The organism is Pyramidobacter sp. YE332 (assembly GCF_033060595.1).
In the GTDB taxonomy this organism is placed as follows: domain Bacteria; phylum Synergistota; class Synergistia; order Synergistales; family Dethiosulfovibrionaceae; genus Pyramidobacter.
In genome coordinates, this window is the sequence record NZ_CP133038.1 from 2,623,807 (window position 1) to 2,646,768 (window position 22,962).

The 22,962-nt window shown below is 61.7% G+C and carries 20 protein-coding genes; 4 read left to right on the forward strand and 16 right to left on the reverse strand.

From position 1 onward, the window contains the following. Position 1 precedes the first annotated feature (1 nt). Positions 2–1,186 carry a thiolase family protein gene (locus RAH42_RS12325; RefSeq protein WP_078016379.1) on the forward strand — a complete coding sequence of 395 codons (1,185 nt, stop codon included), beginning with the start codon at positions 2–4 and terminating at the stop codon, positions 1,184–1,186. A gap of 81 nt (positions 1,187–1,267) precedes the next feature. Beyond that, on the forward strand, positions 1,268–2,629 hold the full coding sequence (locus RAH42_RS12330) for a TIGR00366 family protein (RefSeq protein ID WP_205948275.1): 1,362 nt from the start codon (positions 1,268–1,270) through the stop codon (positions 2,627–2,629). 234 nt (positions 2,630–2,863) lie between these two features. On the opposite strand, the gene RAH42_RS12335 is transcribed toward RAH42_RS12330, so the two are convergent. The 10 genes from RAH42_RS12335 to RAH42_RS12380 form a co-directional block, all read right to left on the reverse strand. Beyond that, positions 2,864–3,967, reverse strand: a complete 1,104-nt coding sequence (locus RAH42_RS12335) for a uroporphyrinogen decarboxylase family protein (RefSeq protein ID WP_078016380.1) — start codon at positions 3,965–3,967, stop codon at positions 2,864–2,866. Further along, a complete protein-coding gene (locus RAH42_RS12340; protein ID WP_078016381.1) occupies positions 3,951–4,721 on the reverse strand; it encodes an amino acid ABC transporter ATP-binding protein in 771 nt (256 codons plus the stop codon). The genes RAH42_RS12335 and RAH42_RS12340 overlap by 17 nt, the downstream gene beginning before the upstream one ends. Further along, entirely contained in the window at positions 4,721–5,395 is a 675-nt protein-coding gene (locus RAH42_RS12345; RefSeq protein ID WP_078016382.1) for an amino acid ABC transporter permease, read from the reverse strand. The genes RAH42_RS12340 and RAH42_RS12345 overlap by 1 nt, the downstream gene beginning before the upstream one ends. Before the next feature lie 106 nt (positions 5,396–5,501). Next, on the reverse strand, positions 5,502–6,302 hold the full coding sequence (locus RAH42_RS12350) for a transporter substrate-binding domain-containing protein (protein WP_078016383.1): 801 nt from the start codon (positions 6,300–6,302) through the stop codon (positions 5,502–5,504). Positions 6,303–6,454: 152 nt separating this feature from the next. Next, positions 6,455–8,014, reverse strand: coding sequence for an aldehyde ferredoxin oxidoreductase N-terminal domain-containing protein (locus RAH42_RS12355; RefSeq protein ID WP_078016384.1), 1,560 nt, complete (start codon positions 8,012–8,014; stop codon positions 6,455–6,457). Positions 8,015–8,020: 6 nt separating this feature from the next. After that, positions 8,021–8,809: an ABC transporter ATP-binding protein gene (locus tag RAH42_RS12360; protein ID WP_168170054.1), complete on the reverse strand. Its 789-nt coding sequence runs from the start codon at positions 8,807–8,809 to the stop codon at positions 8,021–8,023. After that, positions 8,806–9,825, reverse strand: coding sequence for an iron ABC transporter permease (locus RAH42_RS12365; RefSeq protein ID WP_078016386.1), 1,020 nt, complete (start codon positions 9,823–9,825; stop codon positions 8,806–8,808). Before RAH42_RS12365 ends, RAH42_RS12360 begins: the two co-directional genes overlap by 4 nt. Then, positions 9,825–10,922, reverse strand: a complete 1,098-nt coding sequence (locus tag RAH42_RS12370) for an ABC transporter substrate-binding protein (protein ID WP_317539616.1) — start codon at positions 10,920–10,922, stop codon at positions 9,825–9,827. Before RAH42_RS12370 ends, RAH42_RS12365 begins: the two co-directional genes overlap by 1 nt. Before the next feature lie 285 nt (positions 10,923–11,207). Then, entirely contained in the window at positions 11,208–13,187 is a 1,980-nt protein-coding gene (locus RAH42_RS12375; RefSeq protein ID WP_317539617.1) for a DUF2207 domain-containing protein, read from the reverse strand. Between the two features lie 3 nt (positions 13,188–13,190). Further along, complete coding sequence (locus RAH42_RS12380) at positions 13,191–14,039, reverse strand: endonuclease/exonuclease/phosphatase family protein (RefSeq protein WP_317539618.1); 849 nt, start codon at positions 14,037–14,039, stop codon at positions 13,191–13,193. Positions 14,040–14,211: 172 nt separating this feature from the next. On the opposite strand from RAH42_RS12380, the gene RAH42_RS12385 reads away from it, so the two are divergent. Beyond that, positions 14,212–14,583 (forward strand): RidA family protein, encoded by a 372-nt coding sequence (locus RAH42_RS12385; protein WP_078016390.1) that lies wholly within the window; start codon positions 14,212–14,214, stop codon positions 14,581–14,583. Between the two features lie 185 nt (positions 14,584–14,768). On the opposite strand, the gene RAH42_RS12390 is transcribed toward RAH42_RS12385, so the two are convergent. Beyond that, on the reverse strand, positions 14,769–15,371 hold the full coding sequence (locus RAH42_RS12390) for an LUD domain-containing protein (protein ID WP_317539619.1): 603 nt from the start codon (positions 15,369–15,371) through the stop codon (positions 14,769–14,771). A 212-nt stretch (positions 15,372–15,583) separates the two neighbouring features. Between RAH42_RS12390 and RAH42_RS12395 the strand changes: the two genes are divergently transcribed. Further along, positions 15,584–16,468: a YitT family protein gene (locus tag RAH42_RS12395; protein ID WP_296427065.1), complete on the forward strand. Its 885-nt coding sequence runs from the start codon at positions 15,584–15,586 to the stop codon at positions 16,466–16,468. 194 nt (positions 16,469–16,662) lie between these two features. Here the strand turns inward: RAH42_RS12395 and RAH42_RS12400 are convergent, their stop codons facing one another. The 5 genes from RAH42_RS12400 to RAH42_RS12420 form a co-directional block, all read right to left on the reverse strand. Further along, positions 16,663–18,129, reverse strand: coding sequence for a TrkH family potassium uptake protein (locus tag RAH42_RS12400; RefSeq protein ID WP_078016393.1), 1,467 nt, complete (start codon positions 18,127–18,129; stop codon positions 16,663–16,665). Beyond that, positions 18,126–19,496: a Trk system potassium transporter TrkA gene (gene trkA, locus RAH42_RS12405; RefSeq protein ID WP_317539620.1), complete on the reverse strand. Its 1,371-nt coding sequence runs from the start codon at positions 19,494–19,496 to the stop codon at positions 18,126–18,128. The genes RAH42_RS12400 and trkA overlap by 4 nt, the downstream gene beginning before the upstream one ends. Before the next feature lie 195 nt (positions 19,497–19,691). Continuing rightward, on the reverse strand, positions 19,692–21,158 hold the full coding sequence (locus RAH42_RS12410) for a tripartite tricarboxylate transporter permease (RefSeq protein ID WP_078016395.1): 1,467 nt from the start codon (positions 21,156–21,158) through the stop codon (positions 19,692–19,694). A gap of 16 nt (positions 21,159–21,174) precedes the next feature. Next, the gene (locus RAH42_RS12415; RefSeq protein ID WP_296427059.1) at positions 21,175–21,678 is read right to left on the reverse strand and encodes a tripartite tricarboxylate transporter TctB family protein; all 504 of its coding nucleotides are present in this window, start codon (positions 21,676–21,678) and stop codon (positions 21,175–21,177) included. A gap of 27 nt (positions 21,679–21,705) precedes the next feature. Next, entirely contained in the window at positions 21,706–22,650 is a 945-nt protein-coding gene (locus RAH42_RS12420; protein WP_317539621.1) for a tripartite tricarboxylate transporter substrate binding protein, read from the reverse strand. Positions 22,651–22,962 lie beyond the last annotated feature (312 nt).

Here is a 22,962-nt window from a genome sequence, read left to right on the forward strand (position 1 = left end):
AATGAGCAACCCTGTCATTATCAGCGCAGCGCGTACGGCCGGGGGAAAGTTCGGCGGCACGCTTTCCAAGCTGAGCGGCCCCGAGTTGGGAGCCGTCGCACTGAAAGCGGCCGTTCAGCGTGCCGGCGTCAAAGGCGAAGACGTCGACGAGGTGATCCTCGGCACCGGCTGGCAGGCCGGCGTCGGCGCCAACCCCGCCCGTATCGCCATGTACGGCGCCGGCATCCCCAGCTCCGTTCCCGCGTTCACCGTGAACATCCGCTGCGGTTCCGGCCTGCGCGCCATCATGCTGGCGGCCGACCGCATCCGCCTCGGCGACGCCAAAGTCATCGTCGCCGGCGGCATGGAGAGCGCCTCGAACGTCCCCTACCTTTTGCCCAAGGCGCGCTGGGGCTATCGCATGGGCGAACAGAAAGTCCTCGACGCCCTGCACAAAGACGGCTTCTTCTGCCCCGTCGCTCAGCACCTGATGGGAGAACTCTGCGAAGAAATCGCCGCCGAGTACGAAATCTCGCGCCGGGAACAGGACGAGTTCGCGCTCGCCTCTCATCAAAAGGCCGCCGCCGCGACGGCAGCCGGGCTTTTCAAGAACGAGATCGTCCCCGTCGCCGTCAAGGACAAAAAGATGGGCGAGATCGTCTGCGACACCGACGAGATCTTCCGCACCGATACCTCGCTGGAGAAACTCGCCAAACTCCCTCCCATCTACAAAAAAGACGGCGGCACCATCACCGCCGGCAGCAGTTCGGCCCTGTGCGACAACGGCGCGATCGTCATCGTTGCCGACCGCGAATGGGCGAAAGAACGCGGGCTCAAGCCGCTGGCCGAGATCCTTGGCTACAGCGCCGCAGCGCTCGACGCCGAGCGTTTCCCGCTTGGCCCCGTCGTCGCCATGCCCAAGGCGCTGTCCAAAGCCGGACTGAAACTGAGCGACATGGAACTGATCGAGATCAACGAAGCGTTCGCGGCTCAGGTCATCGCCTGTCACCGCGAAATGCCGTTCGACATGGAAAAGCTGAACGTCCACGGCGGCGCGATCGCCCTCGGTCACCCCATCGGCGCGACCGGCGCCAAGATCGCGACCACGCTGATCAACGCGCTCGGTCAGCGGGGCAAGGAGCTCGGCATCGCTTCCGCCTGCATCGGCGGCGGCCAGGGCGTGGCTATGGTGGTGCGCAAACTGTAAGATGCTCTTTTCTGATGCCGTCTTTGTGACGGCATCAGAATAAAAATTGTTTCGGTTCCCCCACAGAAGGAGAAAACAATAGTGAGAAAGTTTCTGCAGGCAATGACCAATGTGTTTATTAGCTTAGTCCAGCGCTGGCTTCCCCGCCCATTTACCCTTTCCATTATCCTCAGCGGACTTGTCGGCGTGCTGGGGATGATGATTTGCGGCAAGTCCGCAGCTGATATGGTAAATTACTGGGGTAAGGGCTTTTTTGGACTGTTCCCCTTTACTATGCAGATGGTGCTGATCGTCGTAACAGGGCACGCACTGGCAAGCGCGCCGGTTGTGCAGAGTATGCTTGGCGCTCTCGCCTCCGTACCGCGCGGGCCAAAATCTGCAATCTTCATTGTCGGTTTTATTTCCTGCCTTGTCAGTTATATCAACTGGGGTTTCGGACTGGTGATTGGAGCTCTTATCGCCAAGGAAGTGGCAATCAAGAAACGCGGCATGGGCATCCATTATCCGCTTATGATCGCTGCGGTCTACGGCGGCAATGTGCTTCGCGGCCCCTCATCGGCAATCCCCCTGTCGATCGCGACACCTGGACATTTCCTGGAGAAAGTGTGCGGCATCATCCCTGTTTCCGATACGTTGTTCAGCAGCTGGAACATGTTTATTACGGTAGTGCTGTTTTTCATCATCCCCGGGCTGTGTGCCCTGTTGTCTCCGAGCAAAAATGACAAGTATCCGCCTGTGGAACTCGATTCCGCCATCATTGAGGCAGAGTTAAAACGCCAGGAAAAAGAGCGGGCTGGGCGTATCAAGAAAGCGGACAGAAGTCCGGCCGAACGTCTTGATAATAGTGTCATTATCATGATTCTTCTTGTCGCTGCAGGCTTCTGGTATCTGTATAATTTCTTTGCCGGCCAGCAGAAATTCAATCTCAACCTGAATACCATCAACTTTGCGTTCATGATGCTCGGACTGCTGGTGCACGGTTCGCCCGCGAGATATTCCGAAGCAGTCGGCGAAGCGGTGAAAAGCGTCGGCGGCATCATCCTGCAGTTCCCGTTTTATGCGGGCATGATGGGAATGATGAGAGATTCCGGTCTGACAGTAGCGATCGCCAATTTCTTTGTGAGTATCTCTTCGGCTAAGACGCTTCCGTTATTTACGTTCTGGAGCGGCGGTCTGATCAACGTCTTTATCCCGTCCGGCGGCGGTCAATGGGCTGTTCAGGGGCCGATCATGATGGAGGCGGCACGGGCACTGAACGCCGACGGAGCAAAAGTCGCGATGGCTCTGTGCTGGGGAGACAGCTGGACGAACCAGATTCAGCCGTTCTGGGCTTTGACAATCCTTGCCATTGCGGGATTGGGCGTACGGGATATCATGGGATATTGCTTGTCGATCGCATTGTTGGTAGGAATTTTTATCTCGGCGGCTTTTATTCTGTTATAGCTATAGATTTAACGATTGTTATACTATTTCTTAATTAAAATACCGAACACAGAGGCGCTGCGAGGGAGATTCACAAAGCGAGGTGCGCAGACTGCGCAGCAGTCGAAGTAGCTCTGAGCGGCTGAACTCCCTCGCAGCGCCTTGCAAATTATGTTAGTGCTTTTTATCGAGAAATAGTATGATATTGTCATCTCTTTTAGGTGAAGATTTCCGGCCGGTTCTTATCTGGAAAAATTACTGGTACAGCTTAAACGTTTCGCTTCCCTGTCCCGTTGTTCTCAGTTCCTCCATGACTTCCCGCCAAATGTAAAAGCGGTGGCTCGCGCCGATCGTCCAGTCGCATCCGCCGGAGACGATGAGGTCCCGCCCCGCCTGCTCCGTCGCGCGGCGGATTTTTTCCAGCAGGCGGGTTTTGATTTCTTCGCGGGACGCGCCCGCGAGGTCTCGGAAACGATCCAGACCGCCAACGAGGATCTTTTCGGTTGCCGCTCTGACGTCGGCCAGCGAAGGATTGCCCGGCTGCCGGTCGTCCCAGTTGAAGGCGTCGACGGGATAGTCAAGCACCCAGTCCATGCGGAGTTTGCCGACGCCGCACACGTGGAGGATGTTGAACAGCGAGTCCTTGCGCACGGAATCCAGGATCCGAAGGTCGTACCTTTTCTCGAAATCTTCGAAAACGGTTCGGTCGGTCCACAGATCCCTGGCGTACTCGGTACAGTAGAAAAATCCCGAAACGCCGTCGGACAGCAGCGCCTCCATGTATCGTTGGTTGAGCTCCGCAAAGCGGTCAAGCGCGGGGCGAACGTGGCGTTCATGACCCGTCAGATATCGTTCCAAAAGCGGGATATAGGAACCGAACTGATCCATATCCTCGCTCCGCAGCGACGAGTACGCGATCCACATGGCGGGAGTGAAGATGGTCGCGAGGACGGGGACCGTGCCTTGATAATGCCCGATCACGCGGCGGATCGCTTCCCTCTCCCGCGCCAGGCTGCCGGCGTTCACGTCCGGAAATGCGATGGTCCCCCAGTCTTTCGGAGAAGGGACAAGCAGCCGGTTCGAACGTGTGACGCACTGGTCGTAGCGCTCTGGGGCATTCAGAAGAATCCCCATGTCCTCCAGCAGGTAATAGGGGTTTGACATGATTTTGATGAAGTCGAAATCGTTGGCGTCTTGAAAGTCAATCGTCGCCTTGGCAAAATCTTTGGCGTTTCGGTCGCAGAAGTTCATTACGTGTCCCCACGCGGAAAAGAGCGGGCGATCCAACGATTTTCCGTGCAGCAGATTTTGCAGCCGTTCCGTATGTGTTGCCGGAGCGTCGTCAGTCGAGCTCTTCACAGCGTTCACCGCCTCCCGTTCCCCGATAGTATTGCAGGAACTGACGCGTTCGCGCGTCTTCCGGACAATGAAAAAGTTTCTTCGGAGGCGCGTCTTCCACGATGATCCCGTCGTCCATATAAAGAACTCTGTCCGCCACGTCGCGTGCAAACTGCATCTCGTGAGTGACGATCAGCATGGCGACGCTGTGCTTCATGGCGAGGCGTTTGATGACGGCGAGGACTTCTTCCACCAAACAGGGATCCAGAGCGGAGGTCGGCTCGTCGAAGAGCATCACTTTCGTGCCCAGCGCCATTGCCCGTCCGATGGCGGCCCGCTGCTGCTGACCGCCGGAGAGCGTCGAGGGATAGCTGTCCCTCTTGCCGCTTAGGCCGACCTGGCCCAGAACGTCTTCCGCGCGCCGGATCGCCTGATCGCGGCCGAGCTTCTGAACGACCTTCAGCGCCAGCGTGATATTTTGCAGGACCGTCATGTTGCTGAACAAATTGAAGTTTTGGAAAATCATGGCGGCGCGCTTCCGCAGTTCATAGACTTGCTGGCGGGTATGGTCTCCGGCTTGGAGCTCCAGGCCGTCGATGGCGACGGAACCGGCCGTCGGCTCGTCCAGAAAGTTGATGCACCGCAGAAGCGTGGTCTTGCCCGTTCCCGATGGGCCGATGATCGCGATGACTTCGCCTTTCGCGACGTCCAGATCGATCCCCTTCAGGATCTCCAACGGGCCAAACTGCTTGCGAAGCCCTCGGATGCTGATCATCACACGCCGCCTCTCTGCCTGTTCAGACGCCTTTCCAGCCTTTTCTGCGCGAGGGAAATCAGCTTGCACAGAATGAAGTAGATGATGAAGGCGTCCATATAGGTCTCCATGTAACGACTGCTGGAAGTGCCCAGCAGCGAGGCTTCGGCCATGATTTCCCGCACGCCGAGGGTAAAGGCCATCGACGAGTTTTTCACGAGGGAAACGAACTCGTTGCCCAGGACGGGAAGGGCGACTTTGGCGGCCTGCGGCAAGATGATATGGCGCATTACTTGCAGATCTGTCATGCCGACGGAAAGCCCGCCGTCGATCTGGCCCTGTGGTACGGACTCGAGCGCGCCGCGCATGTCTTCGGTCATGTACGACGCCGCGTTCAGCGTCAGGCCGATAACGGCCGCCGTATAACCGGAGAGCTTCACGAAGACTGGGAAGATCTGCGGGAGGCCATAATAGATGAAAAACAGCTGCACTAAAAGCGGCGTGTCGCGGAACAGATCGACGTAAACGTCGACGACGGTGCACCATCCCCGAATTCGATAATAACGGACGAGGGTGATCACCAGTGAAAGCGCCAGAGTACACAGCATGGAGACAACGGCAATCTTGAACGTCATGCCTGCGTATTTGAAGATGGTCGGGAATTGTCGAATGGCATAAGCCGAATTAAAATTCATGATTTATCAATTCTCCTGAATCTCTGGTCCCGTAAAAAAGCGGGACTCCTCGGAGCCCCGCTGTACGTTGTACCTTCCTGCGGCGTACGATACGCGATACGTCCTTCTATTCGACGCGGGAGATGTCGACGCCGAGCCACTTGACGCACAGCGCTTTCAGCGTGCCGTCTTTGGCCATCTCCGCCAGAGTGTCCGAAAAAATCTGCGCCAGCAGCCGACCGCGCTCCGTATCCTTGCGGAAGGGGTAGGCGCATCGAGCCGCCATAAAGGCGGGGCAAGACGCGACGGCGAGGTTCATGTTGCCCTTATTGCTCATATCCATGCCGGCGACGGGATTCATGTAAGACGCGTCAATTCTCCCAATAGAAACGTCGTAGGCGTTGGTAGACGTTTCGTAGGGCGCGATCTCAAACTGCACGCCCTGTTCCTTCTGAATGGCCAGCAGCTGATTGTAAGCGGACTGGCCGCTGGCAACGCCGATTTTCTTTCCCGCCAGATCCTTGAAGGAAGAGATGGAATCCTCTTTTCCCGCCCTGACCAGGAAGCGGTTGCTATCCTCGATATAGCTTTTCGAAAAAACGTATTTCGCCTGCCTCTCCTCGGTGATCGTGATCGTTTCGGCGACGGTATCGATGCGTCCCGAGTCCAGCTGGCCGAACATGCTGTTCCATGCGGTGACCTGGCACTGGATGTCGAGACCGTTTCTTTTGGCGATTTCTTTCATGACGGCGACTTCAAAACCGTCCACTTCGTCTTTGTTGTTCAGGTAGCAATACGGGGGATACGCTCCGTCGATGCCGGCCCGGACGATACCGAGATCCTTTTTCGCCAAAGCGGCTTCCGCGTTTTCGCACACGAGGGCTCCCATTAACAGAGCCAGCACCGCGACCATTTTTTTGCGACCCATTTGGATTTCCTCCTTGATGATCGATCAATACAAAACTAGCGGCTGCCGTTCGATGACGGCGGCGCTTCCGAGCCGTCCGAGGCGCTGGCCAGCGAGGGAAAAGCGTTCACCTCCTCTTGCGAGCCTTTCTGAAAACGTCGTCCGGCCGTTTTTTATCTGGAAAAATACCGGTACAGCACTTTGGTGAACGAAGGAATGTTGGTCTGGGGCGCTGCGGCGCCGTTGGCGGCGGTGTAGGCGCTCTCCGCGGCGAGGCAGTTCGCGGCATCGGCGATCAGTGTTGCGCCAGTGACGCCGGAAAGCCCCGTTTTGCAACGGAAGAGGCGGGCCAGCAGCTCGACGGCTTCCATGCTGCTCACGAGGGCGAAGGCGGCGAACATGCAGATGCCGAGGTTCTCGAGGACGAAGATCTGACGGTACATCAGTGTCATGTCGTCGACTCCGGTGAGTTCTTCGTAGGCGAGGTCCATTTTCACGGTGAAGCTTTTCTCGTCGGTGATGGCCGGCCGATCCGTCAGCTTGCGCAGCGCCGGGTTATCGGGAAAGGCGGCGGCGATACCTTCCGTGCGGGAACCGATTAGACGCCCGGCTTTGCTGCCGCGTTCGATCTCGTCGACGAGCGCGAGCAGCGCCGGCTGGCTGGGAGCGAGTCCCTTGGCGGCGAAGTAGCTTCTGGCGGCCGTAACGAACTCGGGAAGCACTAGGCACAGGCTGCGGAGCCGTCGCTGGAGCCGCCGCGTGAAATCTTCGTCGTCGATCCCGAAGCAGTTTTTGAGGGCGGCGACGAGTTCGCTCTGATCCGGCGCGTCGTAGGTCGCGCCGTCGGCAGCGCTGTGCCGGTTGAGGCAGCCGATCACGCACATGGGGGCGCAGCAGTAATTTTTCTTTCGGGACGACGGGCGCTTTTCAGACGCGGCGACGCGCGGCGGGGGAGGCGATTTCTCCATCGCGCCGCCGCTTTTGAGCAGGCGCAGCAGCGTGATCGAACCGTGTGCGGGTAGAGCGGAACCGCAGATTTCGTTGCGGACGATGAGCGAAGCCAACTCTTTTCCGGTGCGGGCGAACTCCTCCGGCGCGGCGCATTCGCGCGAAAAGTAGGCGCTGCCGGTGACGACGACCGCGCGCAGTCCCTTGCTTCCCGGGATGTCTCCGAAGCCGCTGCGCGGGCAGCTGTACTCGGGTTCACCGTCGGGGTACGTGCAGAAAAAGGTGGAAAGCGGCATTCTCATGTCACCGGCCATTCCCGTGCCGACGATGGCCGCTTCGCGGCCGAAACGGGATTTGAGCGCGGTGACGAGGTCGTCGGTGTAGAGAGCACCAAGCTCGGGCATATGAAGCAGTTCTGCCCCGTCTTCGCCGATGTGCAGCACGGCATTGCCGTCGCGGTCCGCGCCCTTGATGACTACCGCGCAGACATTCAGCGAGCCAAGTTTCTGCGGCATGTTGCCCGTCACGTTGCAGACCTGGATCGAGGTCTCGCCGCCTTTGGCGAGAACGGTCATCCGCCCGGCGCTGGGGGCGCGGCAGCCGGCGAACAGCCCCGGCGCGAAAACCAGCGCATTCTCCGGCGCATAGCGGCCCGTTTTCAGCGGTGTCTCCGCGGCCAGCAGTGCCACTGCCAGCCCGCGGCCGTAGAGCTTTTCCCTGCGGATGTCGTATTCTCTGTGTTCGATGCGTCCCGTCGAGAGGTCTACGGTATAGATTTTTTCCACGGACGTTCACTCTTTTCGTGTGGTATTGGGGGCCATGAAGAAGCCGTGGCTGCAGGGGAACAGCTCAATGTCTCCGTAGACGAGGGACAGTTTTTCTCTGAGTTCCTCGCGCGAAGCGTCCTTCATGGTGATCTCGCCGGTCAGAGCGCCCGCTTTGAGCAGCAGCAAGCGGTCGCAGTAGCGCATGGCGAAGTTGGGGTCGTGTAGGGTGATCAGTCCCGCTTTGCGTTCGCTGTGGATGACCGATCGGATCTTTTCCAGTACCATCTGGCGGTTCAGAAAGTCCAGAGCGCTGTCGGGTTCGTCCATGAGCATCACCGGCGTGTTCTGAACGAGGCAGCGGGCGAGGATTACGATCTGCCGCTGTCCCTGGCTCAGCGCGGCGAAATCCCGGCGCGCGAACGCGGCGCAGCCGAGACGGTCCAGAGTGACTAGCGCGGCCTGCTTCTGTGCTTTCGAGGGAGATTCGAACAGTCCCAGCTGCGTGTTAAAACCCATCATGACGATTTCGAGCGCCGTTTTGCCGGCCATGACGCCGCAGTTCTGCGGGATAAAGGCGATCAGCCGCGCGCGTTCTCTCTCGTTCATGGCGGAGCAATCCTGCCCGTTCACAGCGCAGCTTCCGGACATCGGCAGTAGGCCGCAGGAAGCGTGCAGGATCGTCGTCTTGCCGCTGCCGTTGAGTCCGAGCAGCGCGCAGAACTCGCCGGCGCGAATGTCGAAGCTCACGCTGTGGATGATCTCGTCGCGGGCGTAGGCGATGCGCAGCCCGCGCAGGGAAAAGATCCTGCTCACAGCAGACGCTCTCTTCCGATGCACATGAAGTAGAGCAGCAGCGGCACGCCGATTACCGTGGTGAGGATGGAGATGGGCAGCTCGGCACTGTAGAGCACGCGCGCGAGGATGTCCGCGGCGAGTACGATGAAAGCGCCCGTTGCGCCGCTCATGCAGAGCGTCGTCGAGTTGTTCCGCCTGAGCATAAGCCGCGCGGTGTGCGGCGCGATCAGCCCGGCGAAAGCGACCAGTCCCGTCACGCTGACGATCGACGCCACCAGCAGTGTGGAGAGGATCAGTACGGCGATTCGCGTGGGCTTCAGGCGCACACCCAGCGCGCGGCATTCGTCCTCGCTCAGTCCCATCAGGTCGATCTGACGCCGCAGCAGGATCAGCCCGGCGAGCCCGGCCGCGAACATCGGCAGCACTGCCAGCAGCTTGGCGCGGGTGATGTTGCCGAAGGTCCCCATCTCCCAGTACTCCATGGCTGCCAGCTCGTTTTCCGGGTCGGCGAAGTATTTCAGCGCCATGATCATGGCGCGCGACAGAGCGTTGATCACGATGCCCGCGAGAACGTAGGTGGAGGTGGAGTGCGAGCGCGTCACCCTGACCAGCAGCATGACGCCCGCGACGGCGGCAAATCCGCCGGTGAACGCGCCGACGGCGATGGCGGGCACGCTGAGGGCCGACATGGCGACAATGGCCGCCGCAGCGCCGAGATTCGCGCCGCCGGCCACGCCGATGATGTCGGGCGAGGCCAGCGGGTTTTTGAAAATCGTCTGGTAGACGCTGCCGGCGAAGCCGAGCCCGACTCCGGCCAGCATGGCCATCAGCGTCCGCGGCAGGCGCAGCGTGAAAAACACCTTGCGGGTCATCGCGGGTACGTCGGCGCTGCCACGGAACATGGCGAGTATCTCGCCGGGAAAGATGCGGTATTTCCCCACGCAGATCGAGGTCGCCGCCGCGACCAGAATCGCCAGAAGCGTCAGGATGAAGAATGGCGCGACCGGCCTTTCCAGAGGTTCGGAAGCGTTCATCAAGCGACGTTGCGCCCTGCGCCCCGCATGCCGAGGAAGGCGACGGGTGCGTCCTGTTTTCGGGGCGCGAGGTTCGAGGCGTCCATGTCGAAGCCGTAGAAGGTCTTGTAGAAATTGGCCGCGTCCGCCGCAAACTCAGCCGCGGAATAAAGCTTGGGGTGCAGCGCCGAAACCATCCAGAGCATGCCAAGCACGCCCGACGGTACAGGCGAGTCCCAGGCCTCGAAGCCTGTCGGCATGTTGTACACCATGCCGTTCTTGACGGCCTTGACCTCGGCGAGGTGTTCGTCCGCGGAAATCTCTGCGGCCGTGAAGCCAGGCTGTCCGCTGGCCATGTTGTTGGTCGGGATGATAATGACATCGGGATTCATAGCGAGGATCTGCTCGTAGGACACTTTGGTCCACGAGTCGCCGTCGAGGACGCTGCCTGCGTTTTTCCCGCCAGCCGAGGCGATCAGCGAAGCCTGGTACATGTCGCGCGGGGCGGTGCTCAGGTACGAAGCGGGGCTGCAGAGATAGACCGAGGGTTTCTGGCCGTCGGGAATCGCGGCGGTCAGCTTCTTGACCTTGGCGCTGATCTCGTCGTAACGGGCGATCAGCTTTTTGGCTGCATCGGCGGTTCCGGTCGCCCGGCCGATGAGCGTGATCATCTCGACGAGGCGGCGGTGGTTCTCGGGATTGACGACGAGCACGGGGACGTCCATCTCCGCAAGGGTGGCGGCGTAATCCTTGCCCCGCTTGGGCAGGATGACGAGGTCGGGTTTGGCGGCGATGCAGGCCTCCAGGTCAAAGTTTTTGGCGGATCCAACGTTGCCCACGGTTCCGATCAGCTCGGGCGCGGCCAGTTTGTAAATAGGGCGCACCTCAATCTTCTCCTCAAGGGCGGCCAGGCGGGGTTTGAGTCCGAGCGCCAGACAGGCGGAAGAAGAAATGTAATAGCCGGAAACGATGCGTTTCGGAAGCGCTTTCAGCGTGACCGTCCTTCCGATTTGATCCGTGACTGTGAGCGGAAATTCCGAAACGTTTGGCTGCGCGACCGCCGCACTCGCGCCGAAAAACGCCAGCGTTGCCAAGAGCTGTACCGCGATTCTTTTCATGGTGCCGAATTCTCCTTTTCTTGTTTCTCGGAGCGCGTGTTTCGTTCGCCCCGGGGATCCCTTTTGAATAACGCGTTTCAATGAATTTATCCGCGTTGGTCGAGCGGCATGTTTAAAATTATTTTCAGTAGTGAGTATAACGTAAAGGAATCTTAAGCGCAAGGTGGAAAGACTCTCTTGAAAAAGCTCTTCACTCTAAAAAACGGCGGCCGGAACCGATAATTTTTTATCGGATTCCGACCGCCGTTTCGCGTCGTCTTTCCTGGCGTTTTTATATGAAACGCATTACCATCCGCGTCCCCCGCCGCCGCCTCCCCCGCCGCCGGAAAAGCCGCCGCCGGACGAGCCTCCGAAGCTGCCGCCGGAGGACGAGCCGGGGGCGCACGAGGCGGCGCCGAGGCTGGACGAGAAGCCTTTGGAGAAATCGCTCAGCCCGCGGGCGATGCCGTCGCTTCTCCAGAGGGCGTGCGCGGCGCCCGAGCGCCAGGCGGAGCCGTCGCTCCACGAAGGCTGCCAGGCCGCGGCGGCGAGGACTTTCTCGAAGCGGTTCGCCCACGTTTGGGCGCAGTCCATGGCGACGGCGTAGGGGAGCAGTTCCTCGAAGAGCTGCGGCGTGTCGTCGGGGGCGTTCAGCATCTCCAGGCGGTCTTTTTCCGCGGCGGTGATGAACATTTTCAGTCCCAGCGCCTGCTCGAACTGTTTCCGTCCTTTGTCCGTCCAGAAGATCAGCTTTTTCCCCAGAGGCAGTCCCAGCAGCGCCAGCGCTGCGCCCGCGAAGGTAAGGGGACGGTCGCTGCTGTGCGCCGCGGCCATCGCCAGCAATGCCGCAACGAGGACGCCCGCCTGCGCCGCAAAGAAGCCCTTCAGGCCGAAGGAGTTTCGCAGCGAGCGCGCGAAGCTTCGCGGCGCGAGCGTGGGCTCTCGCCGCGCATGCCGCAGCGACAGGAGCGCCAGCGCGCCCAGGAGCAGGGCGACGGCTCCCCACTCGGCGGAGACGGCCTCGGTCAGCAGGAACAACGCCCCCGCCGCCGCGCCGGCCAGCAAAGCCGAATAAGCGCGGCGCAGCGGCGCGCGCCGGTCGAGAAAGTTGCTTTCGGCGCGTTTTTGGGCGTCGCCTTTGATCAGTTCGAGCGACTTTTCGAAACGTTTGCGATGGGCGTTGGTCACGTTCAGCGCCTCCTGGGAGGAAGAAGGGAAGAGCGTGTCCATCAGCGCGGCGGGCAATCCGTCGGACGGCGCGCCGCCGGTCTTTTCGAGGCGGTAGCCGCTGCGCCGGTCGCCGCTGATTTTCAGCGCACCGTTTACCGCCAGGGCGATCAGCTCGGCGCCGAGGCTGGCAAAGTCGTCGGTCCCGCGCGTGAGGCGCCGCGCCAGCGAGGGCGTCATGTCCCTGGGCGCGTGAAAGAGCGGGATCACGGTGATCTCGCCGCTGTGCTTGCCGCGGGCGCGCAGCGCGCCCCAAGCGAGGCAGATGGCGGCCAGCGCCGTGCCGGCCCACATCAGCCCTCTGGCAATGGCGTCGCCGTGGGCGGAGACGAAATCCCCGAAGCGCTCGCCGAAGGAAGGCTGCGGCGGCGCGACGACGCCTTTCGGCCACGAATAGACGACGGTCAGTCCTTCGCCGGGCTGCAACGCCCGTGTGGTGACGACGGCGCGGGAATCGTCGAGACGCGCGCCGTCGCTCGACGTGCTGCCGTAGCGCCCCGCGTACCAGCCGACGCGGCTGAATCCATCGCCCGCTGACTTGCCCGGCAGGGCGAGGCGGAATGAGGCGTTCTGAATGGGCAGGGCCCAGTCGTTGCCGGTCACGTTCCAGTACAGTTCGTCGTGGTCGGCGAAAAACCCCAGCTGCTTTGTGGTGCGGTAGGTCAGCGACAGACGGTGGACGCCGGGTGAAAGCGTCCGTTTGGGGTCGCCGATGCGGATAAAACGGCCGCGCCCTTCGTTTGATTCTTTCCACGGCAGTTCGACCCCGTCGACGGAGGTGGACAGCACCTTCAGCCCCACGGCGACGGGACGGCCGTTCTCGTCGCGATAGCGGACGGGGATGCCGCGAATGATGCCGCGGCTGATCTTGACTCCCATGGCGATGAACTCGAGGTCTTCGCGCACGGTCAGCGAAGCGTCTTCGTTGACCGTGGCGCCGACGTCGAAGCGGAGGATGCGCTCGCGCCGCGGCTCGCCTGCCGCCTGCGCCGCGCCGCCGAGACAGAGCGCGCCAAGCAGCGCGAGAAGCCGCACAAAGGAGGAACGGCGGGCGCTCATGGCCTAATCCCGGATCTCGACGGCGATAATGTCGTGGTCTGGATGATCCTTGCGCCTCGTGGAGCGGTGGCGGATGCGCGTCTCGGTCTCCTTCACCTCGCCCAGCTTGTCGCGGCCGATGCCGACATAGCCGATGTAGTCGAGATTGTTGTTCCAGTTGTCGAAGCTGTAGCCGTGCCGCAGCCCCAGCAGCGGGAAGCTCACTTCCTTCTGCGGATCGGGGCTGTTGTAGTCGCCGAGGATGAACAGCGGGCCTTCCATGCGGGCGGCAAGCTCGTTGAGTTTTTCCGTCTGCGCGGCGCGCTTGGCAAGGTTGTAGCGCTGGGCGGCTTCGGCGTCGCTCTTGCCGACGGTGGTCATACTCTTGAGATGGACGGCCGCGAGCGTGTAGATCCTGCCCGAGGCGTTGTCCTTGAAGCGCGCTACCAGCGGCGGGCGGTCGAAGAGCTTGAACTTGCGCCCTTCGAAAATCCCCGTGCGGTTGGCGTAATACAGCTGGGGCGTCCCGACCAGCGTGACCTTGGCCGGGTTCCAGAGGAAGAACAGGTCCTGCGTGCCGTCGGTGTCGTTGCCGAAATATTTCCAGCCCGGCAGCGCCGTGGCGGTGAAAAAGCGCATCGTGGCGTTGCCCTCGATCTCCTGCAGCGCCAGCACGTCGGCGCCGCTGCGGCGGATCGAATCCGCCAGCTCGCGCATGTCCGCGGGCGTGTAGGGCTGGGAGCGGTCTTCGCTGGAACCGCTCATGGTGAAGAATTCGATGTTGAACGTGCCGATCGTCATGGCGAAAACCGGCGCGGCGCTTAGAAGCATGGCGAACGCGGCGGCCAGAGCGCGGCGGAACGTTTTGTTCACGGTGATTCCTCCTTAAGGCAAAAAATCTTAAAATCTATTCTAGCACAGACGGCGTCCGCGGAAGCGTCCGTTTGGAATTTGCCTTAACGCGCGCAGATGGGTATAATCAAAAAAGGTTCCGGGATTTTTCCCGTGAAGTTCATATCGGTCATTCCAAGGAGGCAGCATCACAATGAAAAGCGCAGTCGCAACGACAAAAGCTCCCGGCGCTATCGGTCCCTATTCGCAGGGCATCGCCACTGATTGCATGGTTTACACATCCGGCCAGCTCGGCCTGACGCCCGACGGCAAACTGCCCGAGACGATCGAAGAGCAGGCCAGGCAGTCGCTCGAAAACGTCAAGGCCGTGCTCGAAGCCGCCGGCAGTTCGATGGACAAGGTCGTCAAGACCACCGTCTTCCTCAAGGACATGAACGACTTCGCCGTCATGAACGGCATTTACGCCCAGTACTTCAAGGAGCCGTTCCCCGCCCGCAGCGCCGTGCAGGTCGCCAAACTGCCCAAGGACGGCAAGGTCGAGATCGAGGTCGTGGCCGTCAAGTAACGTCGTGTCGCACGGCTTTGAAACAAAGGGCACAGAGACGCGGAGGAAATTTTTTAACAGAAAGCGCGAGTCTCGACGTCGGCGTGTATTTCGACGTTGAGACTCGCGCTTTTATTTGTCGATATCGATGGTCTTTTGCTTTTTTTTCGTGTTTTGGCGCTTCCGCGGTGGAATTTGTTCCGAATTCAGTACCCCAGTTTTTCGCCGACGATCACCGCTTCCATGTCCATCGACTTCTCCTTTTTCATGTACACGACCAGCGTGTTGCAGATGCGGTCGGGCGACGAGCAGTCGTAACATCTGTCTCCTCTGGCGGCGCACGGCGTCTTGAAGCCGAAGCGCGAGGCGTTGATCACCGCCGCCGTGTTGCGGGCGCGGAAGATCGCCGCTTCCAGCGTCGGCTCGATCTTGTCGGCGCTGAAGACGAAATAGACTTTTTCGTGCCCCCACAGCGAGCCGGCGACGCGGTTGCCTGAACTGTCGATGTTGACCAGTTCACCCGTTTCCGCGGCGGCGTTGACCGACAGCATGAAGACGTCCGCCGTCATGGCCCGGTCCGCCGCGGCCTTGAATTCGGCGCCGGAAAGCGGCGTGGGATCGTAAACGACGTTGTGCTCGCGCAGCCGTTCGGCCAGCCCCATCTCCAGCAGCGTGTGCGAGTCGCCGAAGCCGACGGTCTTGTTCCGCACCCGAGAAGCCAGATAGTCGGCGGCCTCGGCGGCGGCGGCGAAATAAACGGCCTGAAAACGGTTGCGGCGCAGATTGGCGATGAATTCTTCACAGGGCATGGGCTCACCTCCGAAAGTTTTTTTGCGGCAGCGCCGACGGTGCCTCTATTATAAAAGGATTCGGCCGCGAGGCAAGCCGGTTTTGCCTCGGTGCGAAAAAAATGAACCGACGCGTCGAGCGCGGTTGAATAATTTCTCCGCGCGCCGTTTTTATGCTATCATATCCCGGTTGACTCGTTAAAATTATTTTCGCTCTGCAAGGGGGCATGTCCATGGATAAACGGTTGAAAATCGGCGGGCTGGCGCTTCGGGCGGCCTGCCGGCGGGAGCTGGGGACGTTTTTGAACGTTACCGTCGGCACGCTGCTCATCTGTCTCTGCATCGCCGCGCTGATCGAACCCTATCAGTTCGCCAGCACCGGCGTGACCGGCGTCGGCCTGATCACCAACTACCTCTGGGGAATTTCGCCCGTCTGGGTGCTCACGGGCGGCAACGCGCTGCTGCTTGCCTGGGGCTGGAAAGCCCTGTCGCCGCGCTTCGCTCTCTGGACGCTGTACAACACCCTGCTCACCTCGCTGGCGCTGCCGCTGTTCGAGATGTTCCGTTATCCGCTGATCAGCAACACGATCCTGGCCGCGCTGTTCGGCGGCGTCGTCGGCGGCCTCGGCATGGGCATCCTCTTTCGCGAGGGCGCTTCGTCCGGCGGCATGGACGTGGCGGCTGCCGTGGCGAAAAAACGCTGGGGCGTGGACGTCGGCTCGGCGTCGTTCTTCGTCAACGTCGGCATCCTCGTGCTGTCCTTCGTGGCCGTCGATTTCGAGCGCATCCTCATGGGCGCTTTCAGCCTCTATGTGGAGTCAGTCGTCATCGACTGGGTGATCAAGTCGTTCGACCGCCGCACGCAGGTCATGGTCATCAGCGGCAAGACCGACGAGATCACCCGTTTCATCATGGACTCGCTGGAACGCACGGCCACGCTCGTGGCCGCCAAAGGAGCGTATCGCCGCGCTCCCATGGAGATGGTCATGGTCATCCTCACGCGCCGTCAGGCCGTGGAACTGAAGCGCTTCGTGCGCTCCATCGACCCGGCCGCGTTCCTGATCCTCAGCGACGTCTCCGAAGTCGTCGGCGAAGGTTTCAAGAAGTGGGAGTCGTAGCGCCGCCGTTTTCAAAAAAACGACGGCAGACAAAAAACGCGAATATCCGAACATAAAGCAACGCCCGACAGCCGCTGAGCTGCCGGGCGTTTTTCGCGCCGATGTTCCACGTGGAACATCGGCGCGGTCATTTTTATAAGGAAAAGTTTTCCGCCCCGATCGGGAACGGAGACGGGCGGAAGCGTCGTGGCGTCTCAGCGTCTCCACGTGTCGGGCACGAACAGCAGCAGCACGGTGGTGAGTTCCAGGCGGCCGACGAGCATGGCGAAGGCCAGGACCCATTTGCCGGCGGCGGGGACGGAGGCGTAGTTGCTGGCGGGGCCGAAGGCGCCCAGCCCGGGGCCGACGTTGCTGACGCAGGCCAGCGCGCCTGAAAAGGACGAAAGCAGGTCGATGCCGAGAGCGGCCAAAAACAGGCTGACGGCGATGAGGATAACGATGTAGCACACGAAAAACGAGAGCACTGTGCTGACCACTCGGCTCTCCTGCGGCTTGCCGTTGACGCGCACGCAGAGCACGCGATGCGGCTGGAGCGAGCGGATCATGTCGTTTTTGGCGTGGCGCGCGGCGATCATGAAGCGCACGACCTTGATGCCGCCCGAGGTGGATCCGGCGCAGCCGCCGACGAGCATGATCGCCAGCAGCGCCATCTGGGCGAAGTACGGCCACTGCAGCGTGTCGGTGACCATGAAACCGGTCGTGGTCATCAGCGTTGTGGTCTGGAACGCGGCGTGGCGCAGCGCCTGGCCGAAGGGCATGTCCATGCCGCTTTTCAGCGCCGAGCAGGCGACGGCCGCGGCGACGATCAGGATGATGCGGACGTACCAGCGGAACTCGTCGTCCTTGAAATAGGCGCCGAAGCAGCCGCGCAGGAACAGATAGTGCAGCGAAAAATTCACGCCGGCCAGAAACGTGAACGCGGTGACGACCCACTCGACGGCGGGGCTGCGAAAGTGGGCGATGCTGTCGTTGTAGATGGAGAAGCCGCCGGTGGCGACGGTGGCGAACGCGTGGGTGACGCCCTCGTAGAACGAAGTGCCGCACAGCATCAGCGCGCCGACCTCCAGCGCGGTGAGGAAGATGTAGATCTCCCATAGGATCGCGGCCGTCTGCTGCAGGCGGGGGGTGAGCTTTTCCGGCAGCGGCCCCGGCGATTCGGCCTTGAAAAGCTGCATACCGCCGCCGCCGATGAAGGGCAGGATGGTGAGGCTGAGGACGATGATGCCCATGCCGCCGAGCCAGTGCGTGAGCGCGCGCCAGAGCAGGATGCCGCGGGGATTTCCCTCGATGTTGACGAGGATGGACGCCCCTGTGGTCGTGAAGCCCGACATGGCCTCGAAGAACGCGTCGGTGAAGTTCGCCGTCGTGCCGTGGAGCACGTAAGGCAGCGCGCCGATGACGGAAGCCACGACCCACGAGAAGGAGACGATGGCGAACGCCTCGCGCACGCCGATGTCGCTACGGCCGGGAGCGCTTTTGCGCGAAGGGCGCGTGACCAGCGCCAGCGCGACGCAGGCGGCCAGCGAAAAGACCGCGCAGCGCAGCAGCACGGCGGCGTCGGGCGTGCCGTCGAACCACGCCCAGGCGGCGGGCAGGAACATGCTGCCGGAGACGATCGAACCGATCAGCGAAAGCACGAAAAGGACAACGCGGAAATTCATGCCTGATCGACCTTGAAGAAGCGCATCGCTTCGGGCATCATCTCGGCCATGGCGAAGACGGAGATCACGTCGCCCTCCAGCAGCACCTCCGCGCCGCCGGGCACGAGGTACTTGCCGCCGCGCTTGATGATGGCGATCAGGATCCCCTTGCGCAGATTCAAATCCATGATGCGTTTGCCGACGGCGGGATTGCCGGGGCGCAGCAGGAACTCGAGCATCTCCGCGCCGATGCGGTCGATCAGCGAGAGCATGCCGGCCGAATTGGGATAGCGGATGTAGCGCAGGAACGTGGACGCCAGCGTCTTGTTGGGATTGACCAGCACGTCCACGGGCAGCTTGTCCTCCAGATCCTCGTACACGTCCTTGCGCACGACGGCGATGGTCTTCACGTCTTCCTGCACGTTGGCCAGCGCGGCGATGATCACGTTCATCTCGTCGTTGGACGTGGCGGCCACGACTCCGTTGGCCTTGTCCACGCCGAGCTGGAGCATCAGATCCTTGTCCATGCCGTCGCCGTTGATGACCTTCACGTCGGGGAACTCGCGGGCCAGACGCGCGCATTTTTCCAGATCCTTTTCGACCAGCGTCGTCTCCACGTGCGGCACGTTGGAGCTGAGACGGTGCGCCAGATTGGTCCCCAGCTTGCCGCCGCCGACGATGATGACGCGCGACAGCCGTTTGTGATGCTCCACGTCGAACAGCCGCATCAGCGACGGCACGCGCTCGTGCAGCGTCACGGCGAAGCACAGGTCGCCCTCGCGCGCCGTCCAGTCGCCGGAGGGCACGAAGCCGTCGTCGCCGCGTTCCACGTAGACGATGATGGCCCCCAGCCCCGGATACTTGACGCCCAACTCGCGCAGGCTCATGCCGCAGATCGGCGAATCGGCCTCGACGCGGAACGCGAAGCTGCCGGCGCGGCCGTTGAACAGCTCCGACGAATGGACGGCGGCGTTGAAGCGCAGCAGCGACGCGATCTCGCGCGACAGCGAACGTTCCGGCGAAGCCAGCACGTCGATGCCGAGGTCTTCGGCCCAGTCGGGCGTGTCGGTGAATTCCAGATCTCTGACGCGCGCCAGCACCTGCCGCACGCCGGCGCGTTTGCCCAGCCAGCAGGCCATCAGGTTCGTCTCGTCGCGATCGGTGCAGGCGATCAGCGCGTCCACATCGCCGCCTTTGACGACGCCGGCCTTTTCCAGCACGGCGGGACGCGCGCCGTTGCCGCGGACGACGCTGACGTCCTGTTCCTCTTCGAGACGGGCGGCGGTCTCGGCGTCGCGCTCGATGATCACCACGTCCCGCCCTTCGGCGGACAGGGTGCGCGCCACCGTATACCCCACGTTGCCCGCGCCTACGACCACTATCTTCATGATCTCACGCTCCTGCGCCGCAGCGGAAAAAAACCGCTTCGCGGCGTTCTTTTCTTTGTAATATCAGACAGTTCGGGAACTCCGGTTCAGATTATAGCATAGAGCGACTGCGCCGACGAAGAGGCGGCGCTTGAAGCGGAAAAATTTTTGTAAAAAAATCCCCTCGCCGCGGCGAGAGGATTTTTTTTGCGCGAATCAAGCCGTTTTCTTTTTTGTGCGGAACGCGGGCAACAGAAGCAGGACGATCAGCGCCCATAGCACGATACAGAGCGGGCGCGTGAAGAAGATCGCCGGCGAGCCGTTGGAGATCGCCAGCGCGCCGCCGAAGCCCTCCTCCGTGATGCGCCCGAGGATCAGCCCCAGAACCACTGCGCCGAGATCGAACCCCATGCGGTGCAGGAAGTAACCGCCGACGCCGAAAGCCAGCATCGTCCAGACGTCGAACATCATGTTGCGCATCGCGAAGCTGCCCACCACCGAGAGCACGGCGATCGCCGGCACCAGCAGCGAGTTGGGCGCCGTGGAGATGCGCGCGAAAAACGGCGCCAGGTAGATGCCGAGGAACAGGAACACGACGTTGGCGAGAAACAGCGAGAGAATGAAGCCGTAGGTGATCGTGCCGTACTTGGTGAACAGCTCCGGCCCCGGGATCAGGTTGTTGATCGTCAGGCCGCCCATCAGACAGGCCGCCACCGAGTTGCCGGGAATGCCCAGCGTCAGCATCGGCACCAGCGAGCCGCCGACGCAGCCGTTGTTGGCGCTCTCCGACGCGGCCACGCCCTTCGGGTTGCCGTGGCCGAACGTCTCCGGTTCCCTGTCGAGCGACTTGGCCGTGTTGTAGGAGATGAAGGCCGAGATCGTCGCGCCCGCGCCGGGGAGCATGCCGACGATCGTGCCGATGACGCCGCCGCGCGCGATCGTCGGCGCCAGCCCCTTGGGCAGCTTGTTGTCCTTCAGCGTCGAAACGTCGGCCGCCAGCTCCTGCACGATGCTGGCTTCGCCGGTCAGGTCGAGCAGCTGGCTGACCGAGAACAGGCCGATCAGCGCGGGAATGTCCTTGACGCCGTCGAACAGCTCCGGCACGCTGCCGGCGAAGCGCGGATAGGCGTCCATCGGATCCATGCCGATCGAAGCGATCAGCAGACCGATCACGCCCGAGATCAGCCCCTTGATCAGATTGCCGCTCGTCAGCGTGACGATGCTCGTCAGCCCCATGACGGCGAGCAGAAAGTTCTCCGGCGGTCCGAAGCGCAGCGAGAACTTGGCCAGCACCGGCGCCACCAGCAGCAGCGCCAGTGTGGAGATGATGCCGCCCCAGAAGCTGGCCACCGTGGCGATCGTGATCGCCACGCCGCCTTTGCCCTTGCGGGTCATCGGGTAGCCGTCGAGCGCCGTGGCCGCCGCGGCCGGAGTGCCGGGCGTGGACAGCAGGATCGACGAGATCGCGCCGCCGAACATGCCGCCGGAATAGACGCCGCCCATCAGCGCCAGACCGACGACGGGATTCATGCCGAACGTGACGGGGATCAGCAGCGCCACGGCCATCGTCGCCGTCAGACCGGGAATGGCGCCGATGATGACGCCTCCCAGCGTGCCCGCGACGATGGCGAGCAGCGGCGCGGGAGCGAACAGGCTCAGCGCCGCCTCAATGATCATTTCCATAGACCGTCACTCCCCTTCACAGAAGCGCCAGAGCCGCTCTGGCCTTGGCGAGCGAGCCGGGCACGTCGGCGAACGTGAATTCCTCGAAGATCCCCAGCGGCACCGGCACGCCGAGGAAGCGCACGAACACCCCGTACACCAGCGCCAGCAGCACGACCGCGCTGGCAATTAGCAGCAGCGGCCGGCGCAGCCCCAGCAGGAACGCCAAGACGAGCATATAAACGGCGCTGGCAACGTAAAATCCCGCGTATTTGAGCGACAGCACATAAACGAGCGTCAGCGCCACCGTGGCGGTAAACGCTCCGGGAGCCTTCACCCACTGCGGTTTGCCGGGATCCGCGCCGCGCAGCGACGCGGCGATCAGCAGAGCGCAGAGGATCGCCATCACCGCCAGCAGGAATTTGACGTACTGCGAAGCGTGCACGGCGTACGCCGGAAATTTGAGAACTTCGGAATAGATGGCGCCGGCGAGGAAAATCCCCGCGGCGCCGGAAAGGATGCTGACCGTTTTCTTGTTCATAAGGATTCGGATGTCTGCGGCGAAAATTTACCAGGGCGCGACTTCGTAGGCCTTGTCGGTCGCCGCCTGCAGCGCTTCGAGATACGCCTTGTACTCGTCGCCGTTCATCTCGTTGATCAGCAGCACGCCCTTGGCGGCTTCCTGGAACTCGGGATCGGCGATCGTCTTGGTGAACATCTCGCGGATCTTGGCGAGCGCCTCGGCATCCATGCCGGCGGGGGCGGCGAAGCCGCGCGAAGAGTCGGAGACCATCGTCGGATAGCCGAGCTCGGCCGTGCAGGGCACGTCGGGCATCATGTCGCTGCGCTTGCCCGCCATCACGGCCAGACAGCGCATCTCGCCGGAGCGGACCTGCGCCTCGACCTGGGAGACGTTCATGAAACCCACCGTGACGTGTCCGCCCATGACGTTGGCCTTGGCCGCGGACGAACCCTTGGAGGGCACGGGGCGCAGCTTGATGTCGAGAGAGGCCTCCGTGGCCAGGCGGGCGAAATCGTCGTCGCCGCCGGGGCCGGACGTGGAGGCCGTGCAATTCTCGTTGTTCTTGACGTATTCGGCCAGCCCCTTCAGATCCATGATCGGGCTGTTGCCGGGCACGACGATCGCGCCCGGATCGGTGACGAGATTGCCGACGTAGTCGAAGCTTGCCAGCGTGTACTGCGCGCGCTTGGCGGAGACGTGGGCCGTCAGGTGCGGCGTGTAGAGACAGCCGAACGTGTAGCCGTCCTTCTTGGCGTTGGCGATGGCCTGGAATCCGATCTGGCCGCCGGCGCCCGGCAGGTTGTCGATCACCATCGGCGCGCCCAGATACTTCTCGCCGAACTTGGCCAGCAGGCGGGCCATCGTGTCGGTGCCGCCGCCCGCCTCGGAGGGGACGATCACGTGCACCGGCTTTTCGGGATAGGCGGCCGCGGCCGCGCCGGCGCAGCCCACCGCAGCGACGAAAGCGAGAACAGCAAACAGTTTCTTCATGAAACGATCACTCCGTTCTTTGGATATGATGTTGGTGAAACAAACCGCTTCTCTATTGTACAATTCAGAGAGTTTTTTTTCAAAGGAAAGTTGACGGAAAAAAGAATTTCTTTTGGAAATCGAAAAACGATCCCGCCGTCGGCGCCTTCGAGGCGGAAAAGCGGCGGCGCTTCGTCCGATGCAGAAGCGCCGCCGCTCTTTATGTCGAAATCGTTTAGGGATGAATAATTAGGCCAAATACAACGAAGCAGAGGGAATATTTGCATGCGGTCCCTCTCGGGATCGGGTTTGGGTCGCGGTCTCAAAAGGCAG

Bases quoted from the DNA above. Each gene is read 5' to 3' on its own strand.
- RAH42_RS12325 (WP_078016379.1), top strand. From the start codon at position 2: ATGAGCAACCCTGTCATTATCAGCGCAGCGCGTACGGCCGGGGGAAAG.
- RAH42_RS12340 (WP_078016381.1), bottom strand. From the start codon at position 4,721: ATGATCAGCATCCGAGGGCTTCGCAAGCAGTTTGGCCCGTTGGAGATC.
- RAH42_RS12345 (WP_078016382.1), bottom strand. From the start codon at position 5,395: ATGAATTTTAATTCGGCTTATGCCATTCGACAATTCCCGACCATCTTC.
- RAH42_RS12350 (WP_078016383.1), bottom strand. From the start codon at position 6,302: ATGGGTCGCAAAAAAATGGTCGCGGTGCTGGCTCTGTTAATGGGAGCC.
- RAH42_RS12365 (WP_078016386.1), bottom strand. From the start codon at position 9,825: ATGAACGCTTCCGAACCTCTGGAAAGGCCGGTCGCGCCATTCTTCATC.
- RAH42_RS12370 (WP_317539616.1), bottom strand. From the start codon at position 10,922: ATGAAAAGAATCGCGGTACAGCTCTTGGCAACGCTGGCGTTTTTCGGC.
- RAH42_RS12375 (WP_317539617.1), bottom strand. From the start codon at position 13,187: ATGAGCGCCCGCCGTTCCTCCTTTGTGCGGCTTCTCGCGCTGCTTGGC.
- RAH42_RS12385 (WP_078016390.1), top strand. From the start codon at position 14,212: ATGAAAAGCGCAGTCGCAACGACAAAAGCTCCCGGCGCTATCGGTCCC.
- RAH42_RS12390 (WP_317539619.1), bottom strand. From the start codon at position 15,371: ATGCCCTGTGAAGAATTCATCGCCAATCTGCGCCGCAACCGTTTTCAG.
- RAH42_RS12395 (WP_296427065.1), top strand. From the start codon at position 15,584: ATGGATAAACGGTTGAAAATCGGCGGGCTGGCGCTTCGGGCGGCCTGC.
- RAH42_RS12400 (WP_078016393.1), bottom strand. From the start codon at position 18,129: ATGAATTTCCGCGTTGTCCTTTTCGTGCTTTCGCTGATCGGTTCGATC.
- trkA (WP_317539620.1), bottom strand. From the start codon at position 19,496: ATGAAGATAGTGGTCGTAGGCGCGGGCAACGTGGGGTATACGGTGGCG.
- RAH42_RS12410 (WP_078016395.1), bottom strand. From the start codon at position 21,158: ATGGAAATGATCATTGAGGCGGCGCTGAGCCTGTTCGCTCCCGCGCCG.
- RAH42_RS12415 (WP_296427059.1), bottom strand. From the start codon at position 21,678: ATGAACAAGAAAACGGTCAGCATCCTTTCCGGCGCCGCGGGGATTTTC.
- RAH42_RS12420 (WP_317539621.1), bottom strand. From the start codon at position 22,650: ATGAAGAAACTGTTTGCTGTTCTCGCTTTCGTCGCTGCGGTGGGCTGC.